Genomic DNA, 24,397 nt, shown 5'->3' with positions numbered 1-24,397 from the left:
TAAAAGCGGCGGGGCCGCAGGATCATTTCCTGCGGCCCCGCCTGACATGTGCGCGGATGTGTCCGCCAATCCGCGGCTATCGGTGTCCGCCGTTACGCGATGGTTGCGCTGTAGGAGGCGACGTCCTCGTAGGAATCGGTCAGGTAGGCGTCGATGCCGATGGTCGTGTTGACCAGGTCGTCAAGACTGTCAAGTTCGCCGCTCGAGAACGTGAATTCCTCGGTGGCGCTGGTGCCGGGCATCAGGTTAGCCGAGAACCAGGGTTCCTTCATGGTGCCGTTGACGTTGGTCTTGCCGGAAGGAGCGTAGAAGGTCAGGTCCTTGTCGCTCTTGTTGGTGATGTTGACGACAAAGCCGATGTCGCCCCAGTCGTCCTTGAACTTCTCGGTGATGGTGATGGTGCACAGATCGTCATCGGCGACGGTGACGGCGGGGGAGATTTCGACGTTCTGGACATCGTCGTCTTCGACGGCCTCATCGATCTCCTCTTCCTTCTCGGCCGCCTCGCGATCCTTCTTCACCGTACCGGACAGGTCCTTGTCGGACTTGGTAAAGACAAGATTGCCGTCATCTTCTTCGAGGATGAGTTTGCCGTCCTTGAGCTTCATGTCGTGCGACTCATCTTCGGCGGTGATGGTTACGGTGGTGGCGTCCTTTGCCTCCCATTTAAGGTCGACGACTTCAAGGAACAGGTCGAGGGCGCCTGTACCGTCCTCATCGAGAATCAGGACGCAGTGGACACCCCAATCCTCGAGCATCTTCATGTACTCATCGGTCAGCTCTTCGCCATCCACGGTTCCACCCGAGAGTTCCCAGCTGCCGACGAAGTTGGCCTTGGGGTCTTTGCCGCCGCCGCTGCAGCCCGTCAGGGCAAAGGCGAGCGCCAGGACGCATGTCAGAAATGCGAGTACGGACTTTTTGAACGTTGTCTTCATGGTGTCCTCCTTTATCGAACGAAACCCATAGAAGCAAATGCGGGGGTGGCGGATCCCCCGCCAATTACCAGATAGAGGGGCTAGGGCCGGGGCGTTCCGCAGTTGCTGCAGAACTTGCCGCCGTTTTCGCTGCCGCAGTTGGGGCAGAACCACTTGGCCGGTGCCGGGGCGGGTGCGGGACTGCCGCACTCGGAGCAGAACTTGCCGGTGTTGGTGGCGCCGCAGCTGCAGGTCCATGCGCCGGCCGCAGGTGCGGCGGTGGGTGCCGGTGCGGGAGTCGGAGCCGGCTGCGGGGCAGCCTGCTGCTGTGCCTGACCGGCGGCGAACAGCTGGCTAGCGTTCATGCCGCCCATGCCACCTGCCATGCCCATGCCCATAAAGCCTGCCATCGCGCCGTTGGGGTTGGCGGCTGCCGCGCGCATTGCGTCGCTCTGGGCGCTGGCAATGTTGGCGGCTGCCATGGTGGGATCGCGCATGACCGCGGCTTTCTGCAGGTCCTTGATCATCTGCTCGTCTTCTTGCGAGGCGGCGATGGAGTTGACGCCAAAGCTCACAATCTCGACACCACGCAGGTCGCGCCAGTCGGCAGAGAGGACCTCGTTGAGCGCGCGGGCGAGCTCGGTGGTGTGGCCGGGGATGGCGCTGTAGCGGATGCCCATCTCCGAGATCTTGGCAAAGGCGGGCTGCAGGGCGGTGAGCAGCTCGGACTTAAGCTGGCTGTCGATCTTGTCGCGCGTGTAGCTATCGGTCACGTTGCCGCATACGTTGGTGTAGAACAGCAGCGGGTTGGTGATGCGGTACGAATACTCGCCGTTGCAGCGCACGGAGATGTCGACGTCCAGGCCAATGTTGTTATCGACCACGCGGAAGGGCACGGGCGAGGCGGTGCCGTACTTGTTGCCGATGATCTCCTTGGTGTTGATGAAGTAGACGCGCTGGTCCTTGCCCGCGTCGCCGCCAAAGGTAAAGCGGCTGCCGATATTGGCGAAGGTCTCCTTGATGGAATCGCCCAGGTTGCCGCTAAAGACGCTCGGCTCGCTGCCGGTATCGAAGACAAACTCACCGGGCTCCAGCGCGACTTCGATGATCTTGCCGTTTTGCACCACGAGCATGCCTTGTCCGTCGTTGACGGCGATGACCGAGCCGTTGGAGATGACGTTGTCCTCGCCGCGCGTGTTGGAGCTGCGGCCACCGGTACGTTTGCTGCCCTTGCAGGCCAAGACGTCAGCAGGCATCGATTCGCAGTAGATAAATTCCTTCCACTGGTCGGCCATGACGCCGCCGGCAGCTCCCAATCCAGCTTTCAAGAGTCCCATGGTGATCTTCCTTTCTCGTCAAAGGCCGGGTGGTATTGGTTGGATTGCTTAGTCGTCCTTGTCGTCTTTCATGACAACGGTGGTCTCGGTGTGGCTGAAGGTGTCGTGCTTCTCGGTCAGGTCGAGCTCGCCACAATACTCATCGGCACAGGTTGCTTCGTTGGCCGTCTTGAGCTGGCCTACCAGTAACACGTCTCCGATAATCACGATGATCAGCGGCGCGATGATATTGATGAGGATGCCCTCGATATCAAAGGTGAGGTAATCCGGATCGAAGGCGTATTCCCCCATAAAGAGAATCTGGGAGAGGATAAATCCGATCATAAAGAACAGCACCGAGGCGATGACGAGCTTGGGCTTGGAGCAGGGGAGCTCGCCGACCAAGCGACCGGTCTGGCCGTTCATGGCAAACAGGTAGCTCTTGCCGTTCCACGAGGTGGAGAGCATCCAGACGGGGAACAGGGCGTAGTCGCTGTCTTCCCAGGTGTAGTCGAGCTGCTTGCTTTCGACCGTGGCATCGTCGTATTCGTCGACGACGGTCTCGCGCAGGGCCGAGATTGTGCTTTCTTCCATACGGCGCTCGGCGCGCGCCTTGCAGGTCTCGCAGTCCTCGTCGTAACGGTTGGCGATGTAGCCGGGCATATATGCGACCGAGAACGGACGCAGTGCGTCGTAGTCAAACGGCTCGATGGCGTCCATGTGGCCGTCGGGCATCTTGGATGATCCGTCGACGGGCACGCGCTTAAACGAGATATTGCCCTTGCGATAAGCATCGTAGTGGTCGGTGGTCGTGACGGTGCGATCGGATTCCTCGGTCACGGTCTCGTTGGTCGCGTCAAAGTATACTTCGCCGTCAACGCGGGCGCCGTAGAGCCAAAACGGCACGTAGACACCTTGGACCTCGTCGATGTGGTTGCCGGTGACAAAGCTCTTGGGCAGCAGGATCTTGCCCTTGTAGTGCTCCTTGAGTGCGGTCATGACATCGTCGCGTCCGAGTTTAAACGGAATCACCAGGTCGGGCGAGAAGTCGCCAGAGAGCTGGCCGGGCGCCACGGCGGAGTTGCCGCAGTACGGGCAGGTGGTGACGGCGACGGTGCCGTCGGACACGAGCTCGGCGCCGCACGACGAGCAGATGTAGCCGGCGTTTTGGGCGAGTTCCTGCACCGCGTCGTCGGCGACGGGCTTGGGCGTTGCGGCTGCTGCATCGGCTTTGGCATCTGCCTTGTCCTGGCGCTCGCGATAGAGGGCCTCGACTTCTTCGACTTCAAAACGAGAATCGCAGTAGTCGCAGACGAGCTTTTGCTCGGCACTGGCAAAGTGAAGGGGGCCGCCACACGCGGGGCATTGATAGTTGATGCTCTCAAAGGCCATGATCGGTCCTTTCGCTGCCGGAGGCTATGCGCCGATGGCGCCGCCGCAGTATTCGCAGCGCCCGCTGGCATCGGGAATGGTGGTGGCTCCGCAGAAGGGGCAGGTCACCGCGGTCTTGGGGGCTTTGGCGGCCACGACGCTGTCGCGCGTCTCCTGGCGCAGCTGCACCAGCGCATCGCGGACTTCGGTTGCCTGGCGCTTGGCCTCGCGATATTCGATGGAGCCGCGCTGATCGATGGTGGAGTCGTTCACGCGCAGGTTGATCTCGGTAAAGTACGGCGTGTTGACGTGGATGGTCAGATTAAAGTCGTAATCCAGGTCGTAGCGCGGCGGGTTGTAGCTCTCGCGCTCGCCGTCCTTGGTCTCGCGATAGATCTCGGTGCGTTGCTCGTCGATATCCATATCGCAGCCGAGTACCTGCGAGAACTCGATGATGTCGGGATTGGCGTCGCGCCAGCGGCTCTGCGAAGTGATGATCAGCAGGCCCGCGTCCTCATCGAGCATAATATTGGTGCGCCCGGCAGAAAGCGTGCGCGTGGGGTTGAACGAAGACAGGCGTTCGGCGTTGGCCTCGCGGTAGGCGAGTTGCTCACGGATATCGTCCGCGGTGCTGGAGCGATAGCCGTGAAAGTAGGGGGAGAGCTTGCCGGCGCACTCTTTGCACAGGTAGCCTTCATTGATTTTTGTCTTACCTAGAAGTCCCAGCTCGGTACCGCAAATCGCGCACTCTTTCTTCTCGAACATCTTGTCAAAGAAGCCCATGGCTGCCTCCCATCAACAGGTAGCGTGTGTCACTTTTGATGATGGGGGAGTGTGCGATTCTTCGCGATACCCAGACGGCTCAAGGAGTCTCCACAACTGGGACACATGGCCCATTTTTGACTAGTCGTTGGGGACGTTCTCAAACGACTAGTCGCGGGGGACACTCTTCGGCCACTCATTGGGGACGTACTTAAATGAGTGGTAGTTGGAGACACTCCTGGCCGAGCTAGAGATCGCGCGCGTCCCTTCTGGTCCATGCGGCTCAAAATCGCGGCGTGATGTGGACGGCTGGGGTCGAATTGGCAACATTTCGAGCCTGGCTTCGATATTGAGACTGGTTCTTTATTAAAATAGATTTCCAGACAATTGAGCGGCTGGGGGGTTAACCATGAGGGGCATGGGAGACACAACCGCATATTTGCGTCGGGGCATTCGGGAGATTATATGCCTGGCGCTGTTCTTCTTCACGTTTTTGGCGTGCGAGTATCTCTTTGATGTACGCATGGCCGAGTTCGTGCCATCGAGTGAGGTCGTCATCTACGAGAGCATCGTTGTCGGCGCGAGCGTGATTGGCTTTTTCGTGCGCCCATTTCTGTACTATCGCCTTCCCCAGACGATCGATGCGACGAGCGATATTACAGGCGTGCTGTTGGTATCGGCGTTGCTGCTGATGATTACGGCAGTGCGGTTTGAGGTAGTAATTGCCGGCGGCCTGGTGGCGTGCTGCGCCCTGGGCTATTGCGGATCGACCGCCCATGCCAATCTTGCGCGGCGTTTTGCGCAGACGCCCTGCCTGGCGCGCGCCGCCGCACTTTCCTATGCCATGGGCGTTCTGGTACAGGTGATCAACCACATGGTGATGCCTGTCGGTATTCCTCAGCAGGCTGTTCTGGTCGTCTGTGCCATCGCGCAGGTGGCGTTGCTCCACGGTGCCCGACGCGCCAAGCTGCGCGACGAGTCCGACCCCAACTTTGAACCCAGTGCTGCCGGGCTTTCGGTAGATGCTCTGGAATATGGCGCCAAGTGGCATGACGATCCCGAGGCAAAGGCGGCATTCCGTCGCGCCGTAGTTCGCCTGACCGTGGCGACGGCGTATCTTTCCAGCGTATTCGCCGCTCTCAACGCGGGCTTCACGACCTTGCATGCTGTCGGAGCCGTCGATTTGGGCGATTGGCCGCGCCTGCTGCTTGTCGTGAGCTCGTTGGTCGCTGGCGCACTATTTGACCTGCACGGCCGCTCGTATATGAATATCGGCATGACATGTGCCGCCATACTGTCCACGCTTTCGTTCTTTGTGCTCATCGTCGATGGCAATGGCGGCAACGAGCTTGCTGCCACGATCATCTTTTATCTGGGCTCAGGCTTCTTTGTGGTGTTCTTTACCACAAAATATGCCGCCGTCTCGCTTTATGCGCGCTGGTCATATTTTTGGCCGTGCATGGGTCGCGTCGTCAACAACGTGTGCTCGATGTTCGTGACGGCGCCGGCAGTGGCGATCATCTCGAGTCAAAACGTGCTGGCTGCGGTCGGCGCGGCGCTCGTGATGTTTGTGGGCATTGCGATTACGCTGCTGGGACAGTTGGGGCAACGAGCCGATGACGCCGTGATACGGGGCGAGCTGGCACCTGCCACCGATGATCTTGGTGGGGATCTTGCGCCCACGTGCTCCGACTCCGTGCCCGTGGAGGCAGCGGAGCTCACGTCAGATGAGCGCCTCGATGCTTTCGTCGTCACCTTTGGGCTTACAGAGCGCGAGCGCGATATTCTTGAGGTCTTGGTCGTTTCGGACCAGAGCGTTCAGGACATCGCCACAACGCTCTTCCTTTCGCGCTCCACGCTCTATCGCCACATTTCTTCGATCAACAAAAAGGCCGGTACCGCCTCGCGTGTAGCCCTTATCAACTTCTTCTGGTCCTGGACGCCCAAGGACTAGCTAATCCTCCAATAAGTTGCGGTGGAATAGTCCCTAAATTAAAGTCACGGGGCTTTAAACAGGAACTATTTCACCGCAACTGCTGGGGGGATAGACTGCGGCGGCGGCAGCTGTGGTAGTGGCAACGGCAGCTGGCAGGGTGTTTTCCGTCTACTTGCTACAGCAGCTCGCCGTGGCGGGCAATGTAGCGGCGCTTTGCCAGCTGGGTGAGCGCGATATAGGCGGTAACGATGCCAATGAGCAGCCCAAAAAAGCTCGTGGGCAGCGGCATGAGGCCGAGCGCATCGGCGATGGGGCTTGCCGGCAGCCAGGTGACGAGCGCCAGGCCCAGCACGGTAAGAACGCACAATGCGGGCGCGGCGTGGTCGCGCGGGCTCGGCAGATGCGGGGAGCGCAACATGTGGACCACGAGTGTCTGCGACCACATGGACTCGACAAACCAGCCGCTCTGGAAGAGCGCAGCAAAGGTCGCCATACCCGCGACGTCGCCCGCGGCGGCAAGCTCGGACCAGCTTGCGTCCACGGCGGCGGGGCACACGACAAAGAAGAGCGCGGCGAAGGTCACGATGTCAAACAGCGAGCTCACGGGGCCCAGCTCGAGCATAAAGCCCTTGATGGACGCGGCGTCCCAGGCACGCGGGCGGGCAGTCCAGGCGTCATCGACGGTGTCCCACGGCAGTGCGATGCACACGATCTCGTAGACCAGCGACAGCAGAACCAGCTGCAGGGCGCTCATGGGCAAAAACGGCAAGAACAGGCTCGCGACGGTCACGGACAGCACATTGCCAAAGTTGGAGCTCACCGTGGTCTTGAGGTACTTGAGCAGGTTGCCGTAAGTGCGGCGGCCTTCGATGATGCCGCGCTCGAGCACGCCCAGGTCCTTCTGAAGCAAGATGATATCGGCGGATTCCTTGGCAATGTCGACGGCCGAATCGACCGAGATGCCGCAATCGCTCGCACGCATGGCGGCGGCGTCGTTGATGCCGTCGCCCATAAAGCCCACGGTGTGGCCGAGCATCTCGCGCATGACACGTACCAGGCGCGCCTTCTGCAGCGGCGAGAGCTTGGCGAAGAGGTGGGTTTTCTCGGCGCGCTCGGCAAGTTCGGCGTCATCGAGCGCATCGATCTCGGAGCCGAGCAAGACGTTGCTCGCATCGATACCAATCTGCTCGCAGACGGTGGCGGCGACGCGGTCGTTGTCGCCGGTTAGGACCTTGACCGCCACGCCCTTGGCCTCGAGGGTGGCGACGGCGCCCGCGGCACTTGCTTTGGGCGGATCGAGGAAGGCCAAAAAGCCCATCAGCACCATGTCGCACTCGTCGGCGATGCCAAACTCGCCCACGCAGCGCGGATTGGTCTTCTGCGCCACGGCAATTACGCGTAGGCCCTCGGCGTTAAGTCCGGCGATCTGCTTGCGAATCTGGGCGAGCTTCTCGTCGGTGAGCGGCTGAGCGATGCCATCGATCTCGACAAAGGAGCAGATCTCGAGCATTTCCTCGGCGGCGCCCTTGGTAACCATCTGGGTTTTGCCTTGGGCGTCGGCGACAACTACGCTCAGGCGACGGCGCGAGAAATCGAAGGGAACCTCGTCGACCTTGGTGTAGCGGTCGCGCAGGCTCTGGCCCAGCATGGAATCGGGTGCGACGGTCGAGGGTGTCACATCGGCACGGTCGATTACGGCCAGGTCGATAAGATTTTTGAGGCCGGTCTGGAAGAAGCTGTTCAAAAACGCATGGCGCAGCACGCGCGCGTCCTCGTTGCCATCGGTGTTGAGGTAGCGCTCGAGCACGATGCGGTCTTCGGTGAGGGTGCCGGTCTTGTCGCAGCACAGGACGTCCATCGCTCCGAGGTTTTGAATCGCCGGCAGCTCCTTGACGATAACCTGGCGACGGGCGAGGTCCTTGGCGCCCTGCGACAGGCTCGTGGTCACGATGACGGGAAGCATCTGCGGCGTGATGCCCACGGCCACGCTCGTGGCGAACAGCAGCGCGTCGATGACGTTGCCCTTGGTGGCGGCGTTGATGGCAAAGACGGCCGGCGCCATAACGAGCATCAGGCGCACCAGCAGCATGGAGACGCTCGAGACGCCGCGGTCAAACGCGCTTTTTTCGCCGCGCCCGTTGAGCATCTTGGCGATGCCGCCCAGGTAGGTGTCCGAGCCGGTGGCAACGACAAGCGCCATGGCGGCGCCGTTTTGCACGGAGGTGCCGGTAAAGACGATGTTCTTGCAGGCAGAGAGTGGCAGTGCGGAGCCGTCGGCGCCCTCGACGACGGTGACGGCGGTGGTCTTCTCGACGGCCTCGCTCTCGCCGGTGAGTGCGGACTCGATCACAAACAGGTCGCGCGCGGTGATGATGCGGGCATCTGCCGGCACCATATCGCCGGCAGAGAGACGGATTACATCGCCGGGGACGAGCTCGTCGAAGGGGATCTCGATGCGCTCGCCGTCGCGCAGGGCGGTGCAAGTGTTGGAGACCAGGTCCTTGAGGGCCTCGGCCGCATTGCCGCTGCGGGCTTCCTGGATAAACTTCATGCCGCCCGATACCAGCAGCATGGTGCCGATGACGATGACCGTGGAGGGGTCGCGCTGCGGTTCGGGCACGGCGAGCACGTCGATGTAGAGCGAGACCAGTGCGAGCGCGGCGAGGATGCCGGCGAAGGGATCGATGAACGCGTCGGCGATGCGGCGGGCGAGCGTTTTGGTCGTTGCCTCGATGGCGTTGGGGCCGACGGCGTTCAGGCGCTCAGTTGCCTGCTCGACGGTGAGGCCGTTTGCCGTGGCGTCAAGCAGTACGAGGGCGTCCTCGGCACTATGGGTGGCGGCGAATATGGTGTTCTTGGACAGGCCGGTATGAGCGGCAGGGCGCGCCGTGCGGCGGCGCTTGGAGATGGCTTCGAGTACCGTGACGGTTTTGAGCATCAGCATAGGGTCCTCCTTGTTGAGGGGAGTTAGCGTACGTGTCGTATTTGCTTCAAAAAACCTAGATGTCGCTCACGTCAAGCTCTTGAGCCCACAAAGGGTGCAGCGCGCCTTTGCGGTGGTTTTGGCGATCTGCCGGTGGCGTTTATGCGTGTGCGGAGTCCTCGCGGCGTGCCGAGGGCGACATGCAGGTTTTTCGACTAGGACTGCCTTCCATGGCACACCTCCTAAAGGCTGAGCGCAGCGCGCTTTGGGTATCTCGTACCCCTTTTTAATCCGCCCGTATTCTTGATGAGGGGGTTTGACATGTCAACCCCATTGTTCGGAAAACCATTCCCCCTGACAAAGCCTTTACAGAATGCCGTGGCCCCAAAGCGCGCCCGCATCGACGCTTCGCCTGCGCTAAACTGGAAGGCACGTACGCGATTACGAGAGGAGCCCGCATGGAGGCTTACAAGCAAGAGTTCATCAAGTTTATGGTCGAGTCCGACGTCCTTAAGTTCGGCAGCTTTACGCTCAAGAGCGGCCGTCAGTCCCCGTTCTTTATGAACGCCGGCGCTTACGTGACGGGCTATCAGCTCAAGAAGCTGGGCGAGTATTACGCCCAGGCCATCCACGATAACTTTGGCGACGACTTTGATGTGCTGTTTGGACCGGCCTACAAGGGTATTCCGCTGGCCGTCGTGACCGCAATTGCCTACCACGAGCTGTACGGCAAGGAGGTCAAGTACTGCTGCGACCGCAAGGAGGCCAAGGACCACGGTGCCGATAAGGGCAACCTGCTGGGTTATGAGCCCAAGGACGGCGACCGTGTGGTCATGGTCGAGGACGTTACCACCAGCGGCAAGTCCATCGACGAGACCTATCCCAAGGTCAAGGCTGCTGCCGATGTCGAGATCAAGGGCCTGATCGTGTCCCTCAACCGCATGGAGGTCGGCAAGGGCGGTGTGACCACCGCGCAGAAGGAGATCGAGGCCAAGTACGGTTTCCCCGTCGCGAGCATCGTCTCCATGGCTGAGGTCGTCGAGACCCTCTACAACCACGAGATCGACGGCAAGGTTGTCATCGACGACGAGCTCAAGACCGCCATCGACGCCTACTACGAGCAGTACGGAGCACGTTAGTTACGGCGTTTTACCAAACGCCGTAACTGCTCGACGCTGCGCGGGCCGCATTTGGACAATCTGACGTTCAACTTCAAGGGCGCGACCAGAAGGTCAGCGCCCTTTCGTTTCACGTCACCTTGTCTCAAATGCGACCCGCTCGCTGTCCGTTCTCTACCTGCGGCGTCGTCTTGCTCCGAATGCGGCTCGCTCGCTGTCGTTGCCGAAACATCGGCGTTGCCGGACTAGTCATTGGGGACGTTCATAAATGACTACTCAGGAATGAGCGTGGATAATCTCCCGTTTTTGGCCTGTGTGCAGGCTCAAAGTGGGAGATTATCCACGCTCGCTTTAATTTGCCTGGGTTGCGATGCCTATCTAATCGGCTCGGCGTCTTCCCTGAGAATCGAAAGATACTCTTCATACCCGTACTGCCGGTATCTCTGTCTTGACTCGTCGAGCGGACGGAGGATACCCAATTCTTCAAATGATTTGACGAGCGAGCTCGCGGTACTCCTGCCGATATCGAGTTGGGCAGCGATGAATGCGGTGTCGACGATGGGGTGCTCTTCAAGAATGCCCAACAGCCTTTGCCCGTTTGCAGCAGTCCTTCCGAGATTTTCGGTAATGGTTGCTGTGGAACGGTTATGGAGGTCAACAAGGTTTTTTAAAGACCCTACCGAGTCCTCCGCACTCTCGAGAAGACTGTTGCAGAAAAACTCTATCCATTCCTCGTAAGTGCCTCTCTCCCTTACGGATGTGAGTTGCCGGTAGTACTCGCTTCGATTTTTCTTGAACTGGAACGATGGATAGAACAAGCAAGAATGAAGAACGCCATCATTGATGAGCATAAGTGTAATGAGAAGCCTGCCCAGGCGACCGTTTCCGTCTAGGAATGGATGGGCAATTTCAAATTGGTAATGGACGAGCGCCGCCCGCACAATCGGATCCATTTCGACTTGAGGCTCATTGATAAAGCGTTCGAGGTCCTGGAGCGTGTTACTCAAATCTTCAATGTTTGGAGGGACAAACGATGCGGTTGCAATGGTGCAGCCTGAGGGGCCAATCCAGTTTTGTGAGGAGCGCAGTTCGCCTAGATTCTTCTCCGTTCCGCGCACTCCGTCCAGCAGGACCGCATGAACTTGCCTAAGAAGTCTCGTGCACAAGGGCATCTTTTTGAGCAGTTCTACGCCGCGGTCGACAGCACGGACGTAATTCACGACGTCTGCGACATCTTTATGATGGAGTTGTGTTTGCGATGGACTAAGTAGGTCGTCAAACGTGCACTGGGTTCCCTCAATTTGCGAAGAAAGGAGTGCTTCTTTGCGCACGTACATTGTCAGATACATGTCGGCGTTGGGAACAAAGTAGAGCATGCCTTCAAGCTCTCCAAGCTTTCGTGAGCATGCGGAAAGCGTGCGATAGGTTTCCTCGGTGAGGTTTAGCTGCCTCAATGATTGCAAGGGCGTTGGAAAAAACGAATAGTAAGCCAATTTCCCCGATAGATTATTGCGGAGCGTTCCCTGGCCGTTCTCCTCGATTTGCATCGCGCCCTCCATATCTTTAGTGCCGGAAACTCGTTATTAGGCTAATCATATCAATTCTAATAACGAGTTTAAGGATTAAATAGTTATTAGAATTCATGTAAACAATCTAATGATGAGAAGTCGTTATTACTTGACCATGGAGCTCGGCTTGGTACAAGGGGGTCATCCAAAATGAACGTGGATAATCTCCCGTTTTTGGCTCGGTGACGGCCTCAAAGTCAAAGTGGGAGATTATCCACGCTCGTTAGTTAAGCGTCCGAAAATCCACACTCGCCAAACCTACCAAAAAGGGACGGGTTTATTTTGGCACGTTTCGGTCGGTATCAGGAAGTGTCAGGGACGGGGCGGCGGCAGGACTCGAGAGCGAAAAGAAGTATCGGGTTTGGTGCGCCCGCTTCTGCCCGTCCCGTGTGCAGGCGATACTTGGCTTATCGACCAGCGATGCAAAGGAGATGCTCGTCCCACGAGCACTACCGGGAAGGGCTCGCGATTCGAGTCCCCACCTTAGCATTTGAACCATTTGGCACTATAATTACCGTAGGCATGCGCACAACGTTGCGCTTAATCAAGAGGAGAAAACGTATGGGTCTGTTTGACATGTTCAAGAAGAAGGCTGAGCCCGCGGCTGCCGCTGCTCCGGCCTCTATCTCTGCTTCTGCTGGCGCCGACGTGCTGTGCTCGCCCGTCAAGGGCAAGGTCATCAAGATGGCTGACGTGCCCGATCCCGTCTTTGGTGGCGAGGTTCTGGGCAAGGGCTGTGCCGTGTGGCCCGAGGACGATCTGGTCTACGCTCCCTGCGACGGTAAGGTGACCGTCACCATGGGTCACGCCGTGGGCTTGCAGTCCGATAGCGGCATCGAGGTTCTGGTGCACGTTGGCGTCGATACCGTCAACATGAACGGCGACGGCTTCGAAGGCTTCGTCAAGGCCGACGACGTCGTGAAGGCCGGCCAGCCCATTCTCAAGATCGACCGCGCCAAGATCGCTGCTGCCGGTTACAAGGACTGCGTCGTCGTGGCCGTGTCCAACACCGCCGAGTTTGCCGATGTCGAACTCGCCGTCGAGGCCGACTCTGCTGTCGCCGCCGGTGACGCCATCGTTAAGGTCGTCCGCAAGTAAACTGCGGCATCCAAAGGATGTGCAAGGGTGGTCGGGTTTTCCGGCCACCTTTTTTATTGCACCGTGGGGAAGCGTTTTATTGCGCGTTGGGCGGGCTTGCAAACCGTTCGGACGCTAAAACGAACCGACCGCGCCTTCGCGTTGCCGAGGGTGTTCATAAGTGGATAGTATGGGCTTACTTATTACAACGTGTGCCGCGTCCGGGAAGCGCGGTGCCGCTCATTGGGAGGAACAACATGAAAAAGAAGCTGCTGCTTGCGCCCCTCATGGCCGTCTTGGTTGCATGCGTGGTCGTGCTTTCCGGCTGTGGAGGTCCTTCGGTTGAGGAGCTCATCACCGAGGATCTTACGACGCAGTTTGACGAGGTCAAGAACGGTGGCGACGACTTCCTTTCTGGTCTGGAGGAAGCTTCGAGCGACGAGTTCGAGCAGCTGGGTATCGATCCCAAGGAGTATGCCAAGACCTATCTCGAGGGCTTTGACTACAAGATCGGCGACGTGACGGTCGACGAGGACAAGGGTGTCGCGACCGCCGAGGTCTCTATCACCTGCAAGTCTATGAACAAGATCGTCGAGGACTTCTCCACCCAGTATCAGGAGAAGGTCGCCGCGCTTGACACGGTTCCTTCCGATGACGAGCTGTACAAGATGGCCGGTCAGGTTATGGTCGATGTGACCAAGGCCACCGAGCCCAGGAAGACCACGGTTATCTTCAAGTACACCTGCAACGACGACGGCGAGTGGTCTGCCGACGACTCCGTCAACTCCGAGATGATGGATGCAATGCTGAGCTAGTTCGTTGCGGCGTTTTACCAAACGCCGCAACTGCTCGACGTTGCGCGGGCACCAGAGCGACAACTTGTCATTCAAAGAGGACGGTATGACCAGAAGGTCTATGCCGTCCTCTTTTCATGCCAATTTGTTCGCTCTGGTGTCCGCTCGCTGTCCGTCCTCTACCTGCGGCGTTGCCATTGTTGGGGTAGTCGTTGGTGACGTTCTTGTTTGACTAGTCGTTTAAGAACGTCCCCAACGACTACTTTCCGCGCAACGGTATTGCGACGGCTGGGTTGAGCAGCACCAGCGTTACTCGCCCAGAATCAGCGCCGCGAGCTCTGCCTGGGTGTCCACCACGTAGTCGGCGCCGGCGGCTTCCAGCTCTGCGCGGCCGCGGAAGCCCCAGCTGACGCCCGCGCTCTTAAGGCCGGCGTTGTGGCCGGTCAGGATATCGACATTGGAATCGCCCACATAGAGCGTGGTTGCCGGATTGGCGCCCAGCTTTTCCATCACATGTAGCGTAACGGGTGCTTCGGGCTTGGGCGGAAACGCATCGACACGGCCCTGTACCAGCGCAAAGCGCTCGGAACCAAAATACTTCTCGATAAGCGGAGCCGCCGAGACGTGGTCCTTGTTGGTGAGCACGGCAAGCTGAACGCCCGCGGCGCGTAGGCGGTCGAGCATCTCGATTGTACCGGCATAGGGGGCGGTGTGGTCCTCCTTGTGCTCGCCGTAGTAAGCCCTAAACTCGGCAAGCGTCTGCTCAAACATGCGACCGTCGCCCGCATATTCGGCAGGCATAAAGCGTTCGACGAGCTTGAGCATGCCGTTTCCCACCTTGTAGCGGTACTCGTCGACGGCAAACGTGGGCCAGCCGTGCATCTCGCAGGTATGGTTGCCGGCGGCCGCCAGGTCCTCGAGCGTGTTGAGGATGGTGCCGTCCAGGTCAAAGATCACATGGGAAAAAGCTGCTGCCATGAAAGCTCCCGTCATTGGGTTCCAAAACGCACCCCATGATACTGGGCATGCGTGCCGGGCATGTTTGGAATCTGAATATCTTTAATAGCCCTGAGCCTTTGTCGCTAGCAAATCCTCGGCAGCTGCTCTCCCACGAGCATGTCGAGGATGCGGGTCGAGCCCCAGCCGGTGCGCACGCGCACGGCGGGACGGGCATCCTCGGCAAGTGGCAGCACGCGACCGATGATGGCGGCATTCTCGCCGTAGCGGGCGGCGCGCATGGCGGCTAGCGCGGCATCGGCTTGCTCGGCCGGCACGACGGCAACCATCTTGCCCTCGTTTGCCACCTGCAGCACATCGTAGCCGAGCATCTCGCAGGCGGCCTGCACGTCGGGACGCACGGGCACGGCATCTTCGTCGACCTCCATGGCAACATTGCTGGCCTGGGCAAACTCGTTGAGTGTGGACGCCAGGCCACCGCGCGTGGGGTCGCGAAAGCAACGCGTGCCGGGCGCTGCGGCCAGAACGTCGGCAATCAGGTGGTTGAGCGGCGCGGCATCGCTTTCGATCGTGCTCGAAAACGCCAGGCCCTCGCGTTGGCTCATGATGGCGATACCGTGGTCACCCAGTGTGCCCGACACCAGGATAACGTCGCCGGGCTGGCAGTTGGCGCCGCTGAGCGCCACGCCCGTGGGAACCTCGCCCACGCCGGCGGTATTGATGTAGACGCCGTCGGCCCCGCCGCGCTCGACCACCTTGGTGTCGCCCGTGATTATGGACACGCCCGCCTCACGTGCTGTCTCGGCCATCGTCTGCACAATCTGGTGGAGCTTATCCATGGGATAGCCCTCTTCGAGGATAAAGCCACACGACAGGTAGCGCACGTTGGCGCCCGAGGTCGCGACGTCGTTAACGGTTCCGCACACGGCGAGGCGGCCGATGTTGCCACCGGGGAAGAACTGCGGCGAGACTACAAAGCTGTCAGTCGACATGGCTATGCGCCCGCTCGCGGGCAGCGCGGCGACGCCGGCGTCGTTGCCTTCGAGCAGCTCGGGCGACCCAAATGCATCCAGAAAGACCTCATCGATGATGCGTTTCATCATCTGACCGCCAGAGCCGTGGCCCAACAGGACGGTGCTATCGGTGGCAGTACGGGACATATCGAAAACTCCAATCGTGGGTGGAATCGGCAATAGCCGAGTGTGGCAAAATCGATGTTAAGTAAAAGTCAGCGAGCGCCATTCAGACGAAGTGAGCTGCCTTGAAAGAGGAGGCTGCTGGGCTTTTGCCCGCAGCCGACGATTGAAAGGCAAATCGCTCGCCTGAATGGTGCGCAGCGTCGGCCGGTCCGCCGTTCGTTAGAACGGCGGACCTTAATAGTCGCGGTAGCGGTAGTACGCCGCGCAGCTGCCCTCGGAGCTCACCATGCACGGGCCGACGGGGTGCTCGGGCGTGCAGGTGCGGCCAAAGAGCGGGCAGCTGCTCGGCGCAATGGCCCCGCGCAGCACGTCGCCGCAGCGGCACCCGCGCGGCTCGACCGTCGCCTCAACGGGCACGTCAAAGCGAGCACGGGCATCAAAGCGCGAGAACTCGGGGCGGATGGAAAGACCCGAGTTGGCAATCAGCCCCAGCCCGCGCCATGTGGTATCGCACGGCTCAAATACCTGCTCGACCAGCTGGCGCGCCACGGGATTGCCGTCGGCATTGACGCCGCGACGGTAGGCGTTGTCGATTGCGGGCCTGTCCTCGACAACCATCTGGACCAGCATACAGATGCCCTGCAGGATATCGACCGGTTCAAATCCTGTGACCACGCCCGGGGTATTGAACTCGTCGACCAAAAAGCCAAAGGGGGCTAAGCCCGTGATGGTGGCGACGTGTCCCGGCAGGATAAAGCCGTCGATGGCGGTCTCGGGATCGTTGGCGATGGCGCGCAGCGCCGGCGGCGTGGTCTTGTGGGCGCAATAGACCGAGAAGTTCAAAAGCCCGCGCGCTTCGGCCTCCAAGATGGCGGCGGCGATGGTGGGCGTTGTGGTCTCAAAGCCCACGCCCATAAAAATGACCGGGCGATCGGGGTTTTGCTCGGCAATGTCGAGCGCGTCGAGCGGGGAGTAGACGATGCGAATGTCACGCCCTGCCGCTTTTTGCGCAGCGAGCGAGGTGGATGATCCGGGCACGCGCATCATGTCGCCAAAGGTGGTGATGATGGCGCCGTCTATGTTGGCGAGCGCGATTGCGTGGTCGATGTCGCGGTTGGCGGTGACGCAGACGGGGCAGCCCGGGCCGCTCAGCAGCTTGAGCCCGGCCGGCATAATGGAGCGAAAGCCATAGCGCCCGATGCTCACGGTATGCGTGCCGCAGACTTCCATAAGGTTGATGGCGCGGTCGCCGACAAGCTCATGAATGCGCTCGATGAGCTCGCGAGCCAGCTTGGGATTGCGGAATGCCGAGAAGTCGATACCGGAGCGAGCCGGTTGTTCGGGCGCCACTAGTAAGCCTCCGCCGGGTTGGTGGCAAGCTGGTCTTCTTCGACCAGCTCGGACATGGCATTAACAAGCTCGAGCGTTTCCTGTGCTTCCTGCTCGTCGACGATCTGGATGCCAAAGCCGGCGTGTACGAGAATATAGTCGCCAACCTGCGCCGTCGGCACGAGTCGCAGCGACACGGGGCGCTCGATGCCCATCATGTCGACGGTGGCCTTGAGGTCGTCGTCGCGTTTGACTACTTTACCGGGAACGGCAAGGCACATATTGTTCCCCTTTTATACGCTTTGCGCTGGACGGGCGCTCAATAATCCATCAGTTGATGGTAGCGCTCGCGGGCGCTGCGGGCAAACGCGCTACACCTGTGAGACGGCGGCTTGCGGGCTGGCCGAACAGCCTATTGCGGTGCGACCTGTGCGAGGCGAGTGCGTGCGACTGCCGCCTGACCGTAGGCGATGCAGCCGTCGTTAACGGGCACGGTTTGGGGAATCAAGACCGTAAGGCCTGCGTCTTTAAGCTTGCGGGTGAGGAACTGAAGCAAAAGTCGGTTCATAAACACGCCGCCCGAGAGCGCGACGGTATCGATGCCCTCGTGCACGCAGATATCGCTGGCGATGCGCGCCGAGGAGCGCGCGACGGCGACATGGAAGTCGAGTGCGAGCCTGTCGGCGGGCGCTCCGGCTTCAATTCCTCCCAAAAGTGCCTCAAAGAGTGCTTTCTGGTCCAGAACATAGGGGCCGTCTAGCCACGATGGGCCAGATGCGAAATAGCCGGCGTTGTCGTCGGGAAAATGGGCGATTTCGTTGTCGAGCGCGCGCCAGGCGGCGGCCTCAAGCTCGATGGCGGGTTCGCCCTCGTAGGTTGCCTTGTCGCAGATGCCCAGAATTGCTGCTGCGGCATCAAAGAGACGCCCCATGCTGCTGGTACGCGGGCTGTTGATGTCGCGCTCGATCATGGTGGCTGTCACGCTGCGCGTTTGCTCGTCGAGGCTGTCCAAAAGTCGAGCGGCACCTGGGTGCTCGAGCAGGCCGAGCTCACTGAGCAGGGCAAAGGCGTTGCGGCGGGCGTCGCGCACGGAGGCCGCCCCGCCGGGGAGCGCCCAGGTGCGCAAATGCGCGGCGCGCTCAAAGCCGCCAAGGCCGGCGACAAGAAACTCGCCGCCCCAAATGGTCCCATCGGTGCCGGCGCCGGTGCCGTCAAAGGCGATGCCAAGGACGCGCGCGTCGGTTGTAAGCTGGCCCGCGGCGATGGCCTCGGCCATTACGCTCGCGATATGCGCATGATGGTGCTGCACCTCGACGAGCGGCAGATTGCATTTTCGCGCCTGCTCGCGCGCCCACTGGCCCGATAGATAGCTGGGGTGTACATCGCAGGCCAAGGCGGCGGGCGCCAAGTCAAAGAGATCTTCCAAGCGCGTGCGCGCGGCGTTCCAGGCATCGAAGGTCCCGCCGTTTTCAACATCGCCGATATGCTGCGACACAAAACAGGTTGCCTCGCCGTTCGTCCCTTCGCGCGTGAGCGCAATCGTGGCCTTTTGTTGTGGCCCGCAGGCGAGCACGCAGGACGGAGCGCCGTCGAGCGCCGGCAACGGCAGCGGCTGGGGTGCATATCCGCGAGCGCGGCGCACGGGCATAACGGCGCCGCCGACCACGCGCACTACAGAGTCGTCGTAGCGCGAGAGGATCGCGCGGTCGTTACCGAGCAACGCGTCGGCGATGCCGGCGGCAACGAGGTGTTCCCAGGCAAGATCGTCATCGGTCTCGATGGGCTCTTCGCTCAGGTTGCCGCTGGTCATGACGAGCGCGTGCATACCGCAGGCTTCTGCCACGGCAAGCAACAGATGTTGAAGCGGCGTATAGGGGAGCATGACGCCGAGCTCGGGCAAGTCGTGCGCGACAGATGGCGCGAGGGCGAGGATGTCGGGGGAACCGCCGTTGCCCTCGCCAGCAGTGCGCTGGCGCAGCAGCACAATGGGGCGGATACTGCCGGCGAGCAGATCGCGTTCAGCATCGTCGATATGACACAGGCGCCCGGCATCGGCAAGACTGCGCACCATGACGGCAAGCGGCTTGTTGCTGCGGCGTTTGCGACGGCGCAGCTCGGCCACCGCCTGCTCGTTGGCGGCATCGCAGGCCAGGTGGAATCCGCCCAGGCCCTTGATGGCGACGATGCCGCCGCTGGCCAGCAGCTCGACGCAGCGCTCGATGATAGCGTCGCTGGTCTCGCGCGTGGTGCCGACGGCCGGTGTCGCGGACGAATTCCCGCACGCATCGCCGTTCACAGCCTCGCGCCACGTAATATGCGGCCCGCAATCAAAGCAGGCATCGGGCTGCGCGTGAAAGCGACGGTCGAGCGGACTGGCATACTCCGCGGCGCACTCAGGGCACATGGGAAAACGGTCCATCGAGGTAGCCGCTCGGTCATACGGCAGCGATCGGATGATGGTAAAGCGCGGCCCGCAGTTGGTGCAGTTGATAAAGGGGTAGTGATAGCGCCGATCGGCGGGGTCGAACAGCTCGCGCAGACAGTCGTTGCAGGTGGCGATATCGGGCGAGATGAGCGTGGTGTGCGCGGTCTGATCCTGCGACGCCACAATGCGAAAGCCCTGCTCGTTAGCGGCATCCCAACCGTTGGCCGCCAGGTCCACAACCTCGACATGCTCTACGCGGGCTGCCGCAGGCGCATGCTCAGAAAGCGCGGCAACAAAAGCATCGAGCGCACCGGCCAGAGCATGCGCTTCGATATGCACGCCGTCGCCCGCGTTGAGCACCCATCCGCAAATGCCATGCGCCATGGCCTCGCGATACACAAACGGCCGCATGCCAACGCCCTGCACAATGCCCGTTACATGAATATGCACATGCCGCATGCGACACCCCTCATCAAACCGACCAAATAGGGACAGGTGCGCTACAGCCCCAGGCTCTGCTTGGTGGCGGCGCACGTGAGCTCGCCGTGCTTAACGCCGCGCAGGCCCAGCAGACGGTCGGCTAGTTCGTAGACGCGCTCGCCGCGACCCTTGAGCGCCAGAATCTCCAAGCAGTTGTGGTGATCCAGATGCACGTGCATGGTCGATACGATCTCGTCGGTGTAGTCGTGCTGCACTTCGTCCAGACGGCGCGTCAGGTCGCCGGTATGGTGGTCGTAGATCATGGTGAGCGACCCGATAACATGCTCATCGGGCGTGCGCATCTGCTCCTTGGTGATCGAGGCGCGAATCAGGTCGCGCACGGCCTCGGAGCGGTTGGCCACGTCGCCGCGGCGCGCGATCTGTTCGTCAAAACGGCGCAGCAGGTCGTCCGGTGCGGTAACCGAAAAACGGACCAGCTCGGAGCCGGAACCACTACAGTGGCAGCCCGCGTCACCGTCCGCCCCGTGCGGATGCTCGTGCTCGTACCCGCAGCCGTGCTCGTGTTCGGCCACGTTACACCAGCTTCACGGAGCCGACGGAGTTGTGGTCGGCCTCGATGGCCTCTTCGTAGCCCTCGAGTGCGCCGTGGGCCTCGTGCAGCGCGGCCATGGCTGCCTCGAGCTTGGCGCCGATGCGCTCCATGTCAAAATTCTCGGTCGCATGCAGCAGCTGATGGCTCCACTCGTGAGCGAGCTCGATGGTGTCGTCGACCTGCTTGACGCTCATGGCAAGCTGGCTCATGTTCATTCCAACATCATGCATGGGAAATCTCCTTTTGTATGGGGCAGTTCAGTGGTTCAGATTTTACTACGCCCACTCTGTGCGCAGCTGCATAAGAAAACGGGTGCGAGTCTGTGCGACTCGCACCCGTTCACTGGGGGCTGTTTATAACTACCATACTATCCGTGGTCGCACGCGCCGCACCCGGCAGTCCGGCGAGCGGTGCAAAACCGCTCATGGACGGCGGGTAAGTAACAAGCGTATTACAGATGCTTTTCCAGCAGCGCCTGCAGCCTCGCCTTGGGCAGAGCGCCAACCGAGCGGTCAATCTCTTCGCCGTTCTTAAACACAATCAGCGTGGGGATGCTCATGACGCCATACTTCATGGCCAGGTCCTGGTTGTCGTCGACGTTGCATTTGGCAACGGCAAGCTTGCCCGCCAGCTCATCGGCAACCTCGTCAACGATGGGCGAGAGGGATCGACAGGGCCCGCACCAGGGTGCCCAAAAATCGACCAGCACGGGCAGGCTGTCGTTAACGATGGAATCGAAGTTCTCGGGGGTAATCTGATTAATGTCAGCCATGGTGACCTCCATAATGCGACGCGGCTCGGCCGCGTAAAACTCAGTACGACCGTGCTTATACCCAGCCGCCCGCAAAGCAACCACTCGCGGGCAGCTCTTTTATATAATGGTGGGCACGCAAACGATTGGAGAGCGCATGTCCACGTCACAAAGCCAGAAAAAAGAAGTCATCGCCCAGGCCGCCGAGCAGGAGCTCGCATCGCTTGTGGGCCGTGGCGTGCGCATCGCGGGCAACGCGTGCTCGCCGATCGTTCTGGTCAAAGGCGATTTGGACGAGGCCGAGCGCTCGGGCGGCGAGCTGGCTGCCGGTCCGGACGGTGCGGCGTTGCGCAAGGCGCTTGGGGCCATCGGCTACGCGCCCGAGGATTTTTGCGTGCTGGCAAGCGTCGCCGGCGTGGGTGACGGAGCGGTCGCGGTGGGCGAGACGCTGCCGTGCGAGCTGTTCCGCGAGGCACTTGAGGCCTTGGACCCCGAGGCGGTGCTGCTGCTCGACAACAACGCGGCTGACGCCATGCGCGAGACCTACGCCGATATGCTCGTGGCGATCGATGACTTCGACACCGCCATGCTCAAGCCCGGCCTGGTCGCCCATGTGCAGGGCCGCCGCGTGCTCGCGCTCGACGGCTTTGAGGCGGCACTCGCCGACAAGGCCGCTAAGCAGCGCATGTGGGCCTACATCAAGCAGCTGACCCCGGCGGCCGCTCCGCTGTAGCGAGCCCGCGTCGACAAACGACCCCGAGCGGGCGAGCCGTACCCGCGGAACGCAAATCCGTCGCGCCCGCGCCCATACATCACAGCGCGCAGCTCAAACCGATCGCCGTTAATGCGGAACTGGCAGTTGCCGTTCATGCGTTCGACGGCAAGCTTAATGCTCTTGGTTCCAAAGCCGTGCCCGGTGTGCGCGGCTACGGGCATGCCGTCGACCATGCGCGGCGCGCGGTCAAACGTGTTGGAAACCAACAGCAGCAGCTGGCTGTCCTCCAATCGCAGGTCAAAGTCGACGAATCGCTTTCCTTGGGGCGCGGCGCTTGCGGCGGTGATAGCGTTTTCCAAGGCATTCGAGAGCACGCTAAACAGGTCGGCGTCGCCTACGTGGACGGTTTCGGGTACGGCGGCGCGCAGGTTGGCGGTAATGCCGTTTCTATTGATATCCGAGTTGAATGACGAAAGCGCAATGTTTACGGTCTCGTTGGCGCAGAAGCGGCGTACGGCGGTGCGGTCGCCGGCTTCGCAGAGTTCGTCGATGCGTTTGAGCGCCTCGTCGGTGTGGCCTTCCTCAATTAAAGCGCCCAGGCCGCGTAGGAAGTGGCGCATGTCGTGGCGAAGAATTGACAGCTCGCGCCCAGATTGACGCCAAGCCTCGAGCTCTTTGATGGCGGCGCTGTCGCGGGTTTCGAGCATCCAGCGCTCTCGCTCGGCGGTCTCCTTTTCTTCGTATTCGCGCAGGTAAACGGCAAGAAACATAAGATAGAAGGCACAGAGCGCAAAGGCCAAAAACTCAACCGTCACCACCGAGCCCGAGTGGAACAGCGTGGTGTAGACGTTGGTGGCGTAGTCAAAGATGTAATAGACGAGCGGCAGGATTAAAAGGATGCCCAGCTCGGTGGGGCTTTTAATCGCCAGGCGGGGTCCAATGTCGCCGGCCCAATGCAGCAGGACGGCAAAGACGCCGAGCGTGGTAGCGATGCGTGCCAGATAGTACGCAATCTGAGAATTGGTTGCGGCAAAGGCGGCGATACCCATCCAATTGCTGAACTGACAGCTCAGATAGGCGCTGGTGACGCCCAATGCCGCGAGCAGCGGGCTCAGGCGGTAGCGCGCACACAAGTAGACGGTAAGCGGCAGGTGCACGACGAGCGGATAGACCTGACGGGCAAAAAGCTCTCCGCCAACGACATTGGCGATCGAAAAGGCAGCGCCGGTTGCGGCTCCGACCCCCACCAACTCGAGTGCATGGCGTCGATTGATTTCGATACCGCACAGCGCCGCCGAGGCAAAGACGCCAAAGAGTAGCGTTGTGGCGTGGTGGATTGCCCAAAGGACCATTTCGACCGAGGAGATCATCAGCGCCTCCCGCCCTCAAAGCGCACCGCAAAGTAGGCGTCTTGGAACCCCTGCTTGCTGCTGCGCGACAGCGGAATGCACGCGCCGGAGCGCATGACGATGTCCGTGCGATCGAAGTGGTCGATGTTGCGCAAGTTGACCTGGTAGCTACGGTGGCATTTAAAGAAGGTGGCATTTTGCGCCAAACGGTCCTCGACGCTGCGGAACGACTCGAGTGCCTCGATATCGCGTCCGTCGCGCAGGTGGAAGACCACGTGCTTGTTGCGCGCCTCGGCATATTCGATGTCGGACAGGTGCAGGGCGTGGTAGCCAAAGGACGTTTTGATCACGAGCTCGTCGGTTGCCGCCGGGCGCATGCTCGAAAGCTCGTCGAGTAACTGCGCCAGGCGTTCGTAAGTCACGGGCTTGAGCAGATAGTCGAAGGCGCGGACCTCGTAGGACTCCAGTGCAAACTCGGGCGATGAGGTGAGAAACACCAGACGCACGGCGGTGTCGGCCTGGCGCAATTCGCGCGCGGTGTCCATGCCGTTGACGAGCGGCATGATCATGTCGAGCAGGATGATGTCGGCGCGCGACGCGGCGTGGCGCGCCAGCAGGTCCTCGCCGCGCGTAACGAGCGCAACATCGACCGCCGTGCCCGTCTCGGTCGACCAACGGTCGATCATTCGGTGCAGTCTATCTAGAAAAGCGACGTCATCGTCGCAGGCAATAATCTTGAGCATTCTGAGCCCCCTTAGTAGTTCGATTTTGCCACATTGGGCGCGGACCACTCGCGGGGGAGCGCCCGTTCGTGCCTCATGGTGCGCAACTCGCGCCGAGCGGTATTGCGGTGGCGAAAGATGCCTCCTGCGCTATCGAGAGCTCGGCTATCCTCAGCTTGCCAGTTCGAAAATGGACCT

Annotated in this window: 21 protein-coding genes; 5 read left to right on the top strand and 16 right to left on the bottom strand. The window is 60.7% G+C overall.

Annotated elements, in window-relative coordinates; genetic code table 11:
• Positions 1-92: 92 nt before the first annotated feature.
• The 4 genes from AAAX32_RS03510 to AAAX32_RS03495 form a co-directional block, all read right to left on the bottom strand.
• The gene (locus tag AAAX32_RS03510) at positions 93-935 is read right to left on the bottom strand and encodes a hypothetical protein (RefSeq protein WP_225094097.1); all 843 of its coding nucleotides are present in this window, start codon (positions 933-935) and stop codon (positions 93-95) included.
• Between the two features lie 80 nt (positions 936-1,015).
• On the bottom strand, positions 1,016-2,251 hold the full coding sequence (locus tag AAAX32_RS03505; protein ID WP_349100013.1) for an SPFH domain-containing protein: 1,236 nt from the start codon (positions 2,249-2,251) through the stop codon (positions 1,016-1,018).
• Positions 2,252-2,299: 48 nt separating this feature from the next.
• The gene (locus AAAX32_RS03500) at positions 2,300-3,622 is read right to left on the bottom strand and encodes a hypothetical protein (RefSeq protein WP_349100012.1); all 1,323 of its coding nucleotides are present in this window, start codon (positions 3,620-3,622) and stop codon (positions 2,300-2,302) included.
• Between the two features lie 24 nt (positions 3,623-3,646).
• A complete protein-coding gene (locus tag AAAX32_RS03495; protein ID WP_055310636.1) occupies positions 3,647-4,384 on the bottom strand; it encodes a DUF4428 domain-containing protein in 738 nt (245 codons plus the stop codon).
• A gap of 388 nt (positions 4,385-4,772) precedes the next feature.
• Between AAAX32_RS03495 and AAAX32_RS03490 the strand changes: the two genes are divergently transcribed.
• Positions 4,773-6,317, top strand: a complete 1,545-nt coding sequence (locus AAAX32_RS03490) for a helix-turn-helix domain-containing protein (RefSeq protein ID WP_349100011.1) — start codon at positions 4,773-4,775, stop codon at positions 6,315-6,317.
• Positions 6,318-6,474: 157 nt separating this feature from the next.
• Here the strand turns inward: AAAX32_RS03490 and mgtA are convergent, their stop codons facing one another.
• Complete coding sequence (gene mgtA, locus AAAX32_RS03485; protein WP_148332523.1) at positions 6,475-9,243, bottom strand: magnesium-translocating P-type ATPase; 2,769 nt, start codon at positions 9,241-9,243, stop codon at positions 6,475-6,477.
• Positions 9,244-9,680: 437 nt separating this feature from the next.
• Here mgtA and pyrE point away from each other — a divergent pair, with 437 nt between their 5' ends.
• The gene (gene pyrE, locus AAAX32_RS03480; RefSeq protein ID WP_148332521.1) at positions 9,681-10,361 is read left to right on the top strand and encodes an orotate phosphoribosyltransferase; all 681 of its coding nucleotides are present in this window, start codon (positions 9,681-9,683) and stop codon (positions 10,359-10,361) included.
• Positions 10,362-10,714: 353 nt separating this feature from the next.
• Here the strand turns inward: pyrE and AAAX32_RS03475 are convergent, their stop codons facing one another.
• On the bottom strand, positions 10,715-11,887 hold the full coding sequence (locus AAAX32_RS03475; protein WP_217107417.1) for a Fic/DOC family N-terminal domain-containing protein: 1,173 nt from the start codon (positions 11,885-11,887) through the stop codon (positions 10,715-10,717).
• Between the two features lie 582 nt (positions 11,888-12,469).
• On the opposite strand from AAAX32_RS03475, the gene AAAX32_RS03470 reads away from it, so the two are divergent.
• Positions 12,470-13,006 carry a PTS glucose transporter subunit IIA gene (locus AAAX32_RS03470; protein ID WP_055285321.1) on the top strand — a complete coding sequence of 179 codons (537 nt, stop codon included), beginning with the start codon at positions 12,470-12,472 and terminating at the stop codon, positions 13,004-13,006.
• A gap of 236 nt (positions 13,007-13,242) precedes the next feature.
• Positions 13,243-13,800, top strand: coding sequence for a hypothetical protein (locus tag AAAX32_RS03465; protein ID WP_161115207.1), 558 nt, complete (start codon positions 13,243-13,245; stop codon positions 13,798-13,800).
• 288 nt (positions 13,801-14,088) lie between these two features.
• On the opposite strand, the gene AAAX32_RS03460 is transcribed toward AAAX32_RS03465, so the two are convergent.
• From AAAX32_RS03460 to trxA, 8 genes are all read right to left on the bottom strand, one after another.
• On the bottom strand, positions 14,089-14,757 hold the full coding sequence (locus tag AAAX32_RS03460; protein ID WP_226790500.1) for an HAD-IA family hydrolase: 669 nt from the start codon (positions 14,755-14,757) through the stop codon (positions 14,089-14,091).
• A 104-nt stretch (positions 14,758-14,861) separates the two neighbouring features.
• A complete protein-coding gene (hypE, locus tag AAAX32_RS03455; RefSeq protein WP_117848344.1) occupies positions 14,862-15,896 on the bottom strand; it encodes a hydrogenase expression/formation protein HypE in 1,035 nt (344 codons plus the stop codon).
• A 213-nt stretch (positions 15,897-16,109) separates the two neighbouring features.
• Positions 16,110-17,225: a hydrogenase formation protein HypD gene (hypD, locus tag AAAX32_RS03450; RefSeq protein WP_349100010.1), complete on the bottom strand. Its 1,116-nt coding sequence runs from the start codon at positions 17,223-17,225 to the stop codon at positions 16,110-16,112.
• The gene (locus AAAX32_RS03445) at positions 17,225-17,485 is read right to left on the bottom strand and encodes a HypC/HybG/HupF family hydrogenase formation chaperone (RefSeq protein ID WP_006235228.1); all 261 of its coding nucleotides are present in this window, start codon (positions 17,483-17,485) and stop codon (positions 17,225-17,227) included. The genes hypD and AAAX32_RS03445 overlap by 1 nt, the downstream gene beginning before the upstream one ends.
• Positions 17,486-17,616: 131 nt before the next feature.
• The gene (hypF, locus tag AAAX32_RS03440) at positions 17,617-20,088 is read right to left on the bottom strand and encodes a carbamoyltransferase HypF (RefSeq protein ID WP_349100009.1); all 2,472 of its coding nucleotides are present in this window, start codon (positions 20,086-20,088) and stop codon (positions 17,617-17,619) included.
• A gap of 41 nt (positions 20,089-20,129) precedes the next feature.
• The gene (gene nikR / locus AAAX32_RS03435) at positions 20,130-20,642 is read right to left on the bottom strand and encodes a nickel-responsive transcriptional regulator NikR (protein ID WP_349100008.1); all 513 of its coding nucleotides are present in this window, start codon (positions 20,640-20,642) and stop codon (positions 20,130-20,132) included.
• 1 nt (position 20,643) lies between these two features.
• Positions 20,644-20,892, bottom strand: a complete 249-nt coding sequence (locus AAAX32_RS03430) for a hypothetical protein (protein ID WP_118270887.1) — start codon at positions 20,890-20,892, stop codon at positions 20,644-20,646.
• Positions 20,893-21,113: 221 nt separating this feature from the next.
• A complete protein-coding gene (gene trxA, locus AAAX32_RS03425; protein WP_022093990.1) occupies positions 21,114-21,434 on the bottom strand; it encodes a thioredoxin in 321 nt (106 codons plus the stop codon).
• Positions 21,435-21,570: 136 nt separating this feature from the next.
• Between trxA and AAAX32_RS03420 the strand changes: the two genes are divergently transcribed.
• Entirely contained in the window at positions 21,571-22,146 is a 576-nt protein-coding gene (locus AAAX32_RS03420; RefSeq protein WP_349100007.1) for a hypothetical protein, read from the top strand.
• Here AAAX32_RS03420 and AAAX32_RS03415 read toward each other — a convergent pair.
• Positions 22,107-23,498: a GHKL domain-containing protein gene (locus AAAX32_RS03415; RefSeq protein ID WP_349100006.1), complete on the bottom strand. Its 1,392-nt coding sequence runs from the start codon at positions 23,496-23,498 to the stop codon at positions 22,107-22,109. The two genes, AAAX32_RS03420 and AAAX32_RS03415, sit on opposite strands and share 40 nt — an antisense overlap.
• Complete coding sequence (locus AAAX32_RS03410; RefSeq protein ID WP_349100005.1) at positions 23,498-24,220, bottom strand: LytTR family DNA-binding domain-containing protein; 723 nt, start codon at positions 24,218-24,220, stop codon at positions 23,498-23,500. Before AAAX32_RS03410 ends, AAAX32_RS03415 begins: the two co-directional genes overlap by 1 nt.
• Positions 24,221-24,397: the final 177 nt, after the last annotated feature.

Origin of the sequence: Collinsella sp. CLA-ER-H3 (assembly GCF_040092425.1) — a bacterium.
GTDB lineage: Bacteria > Actinomycetota > Coriobacteriia > Coriobacteriales > Coriobacteriaceae > Collinsella.
This window is presented reverse-complemented; position numbering and strand designations above follow the sequence as displayed.

Coding starts and splice junctions, on each gene's coding strand:
- AAAX32_RS03510 (WP_225094097.1), bottom strand. CDS start 935: ATGAAGACAACGTTCAAAAAGTCCGTACTCGCATTTCTGACATGCGTC.
- AAAX32_RS03505 (WP_349100013.1), bottom strand. CDS start 2,251: ATGGGACTCTTGAAAGCTGGATTGGGAGCTGCCGGCGGCGTCATGGCC.
- AAAX32_RS03500 (WP_349100012.1), bottom strand. CDS start 3,622: ATGGCCTTTGAGAGCATCAACTATCAATGCCCCGCGTGTGGCGGCCCC.
- AAAX32_RS03495 (WP_055310636.1), bottom strand. CDS start 4,384: ATGGGCTTCTTTGACAAGATGTTCGAGAAGAAAGAGTGCGCGATTTGC.
- AAAX32_RS03490 (WP_349100011.1), top strand. CDS start 4,773: ATGAGGGGCATGGGAGACACAACCGCATATTTGCGTCGGGGCATTCGG.
- mgtA (WP_148332523.1), bottom strand. CDS start 9,243: ATGCTGATGCTCAAAACCGTCACGGTACTCGAAGCCATCTCCAAGCGC.
- pyrE (WP_148332521.1), top strand. CDS start 9,681: ATGGAGGCTTACAAGCAAGAGTTCATCAAGTTTATGGTCGAGTCCGAC.
- AAAX32_RS03475 (WP_217107417.1), bottom strand. CDS start 11,887: ATGCAAATCGAGGAGAACGGCCAGGGAACGCTCCGCAATAATCTATCG.
- AAAX32_RS03470 (WP_055285321.1), top strand. CDS start 12,470: ATGGGTCTGTTTGACATGTTCAAGAAGAAGGCTGAGCCCGCGGCTGCC.
- AAAX32_RS03465 (WP_161115207.1), top strand. CDS start 13,243: ATGAAAAAGAAGCTGCTGCTTGCGCCCCTCATGGCCGTCTTGGTTGCA.
- AAAX32_RS03460 (WP_226790500.1), bottom strand. CDS start 14,757: ATGGCAGCAGCTTTTTCCCATGTGATCTTTGACCTGGACGGCACCATC.
- hypE (WP_117848344.1), bottom strand. CDS start 15,896: ATGTCCCGTACTGCCACCGATAGCACCGTCCTGTTGGGCCACGGCTCT.
- AAAX32_RS03445 (WP_006235228.1), bottom strand. CDS start 17,485: ATGTGCCTTGCCGTTCCCGGTAAAGTAGTCAAACGCGACGACGACCTC.
- hypF (WP_349100009.1), bottom strand. CDS start 20,088: ATGCGGCATGTGCATATTCATGTAACGGGCATTGTGCAGGGCGTTGGC.
- AAAX32_RS03430 (WP_118270887.1), bottom strand. CDS start 20,892: ATGCATGATGTTGGAATGAACATGAGCCAGCTTGCCATGAGCGTCAAG.
- trxA (WP_022093990.1), bottom strand. CDS start 21,434: ATGGCTGACATTAATCAGATTACCCCCGAGAACTTCGATTCCATCGTT.
- AAAX32_RS03420 (WP_349100007.1), top strand. CDS start 21,571: ATGTCCACGTCACAAAGCCAGAAAAAAGAAGTCATCGCCCAGGCCGCC.
- AAAX32_RS03415 (WP_349100006.1), bottom strand. CDS start 23,498: ATGATCTCCTCGGTCGAAATGGTCCTTTGGGCAATCCACCACGCCACA.
- AAAX32_RS03410 (WP_349100005.1), bottom strand. CDS start 24,220: ATGCTCAAGATTATTGCCTGCGACGATGACGTCGCTTTTCTAGATAGA.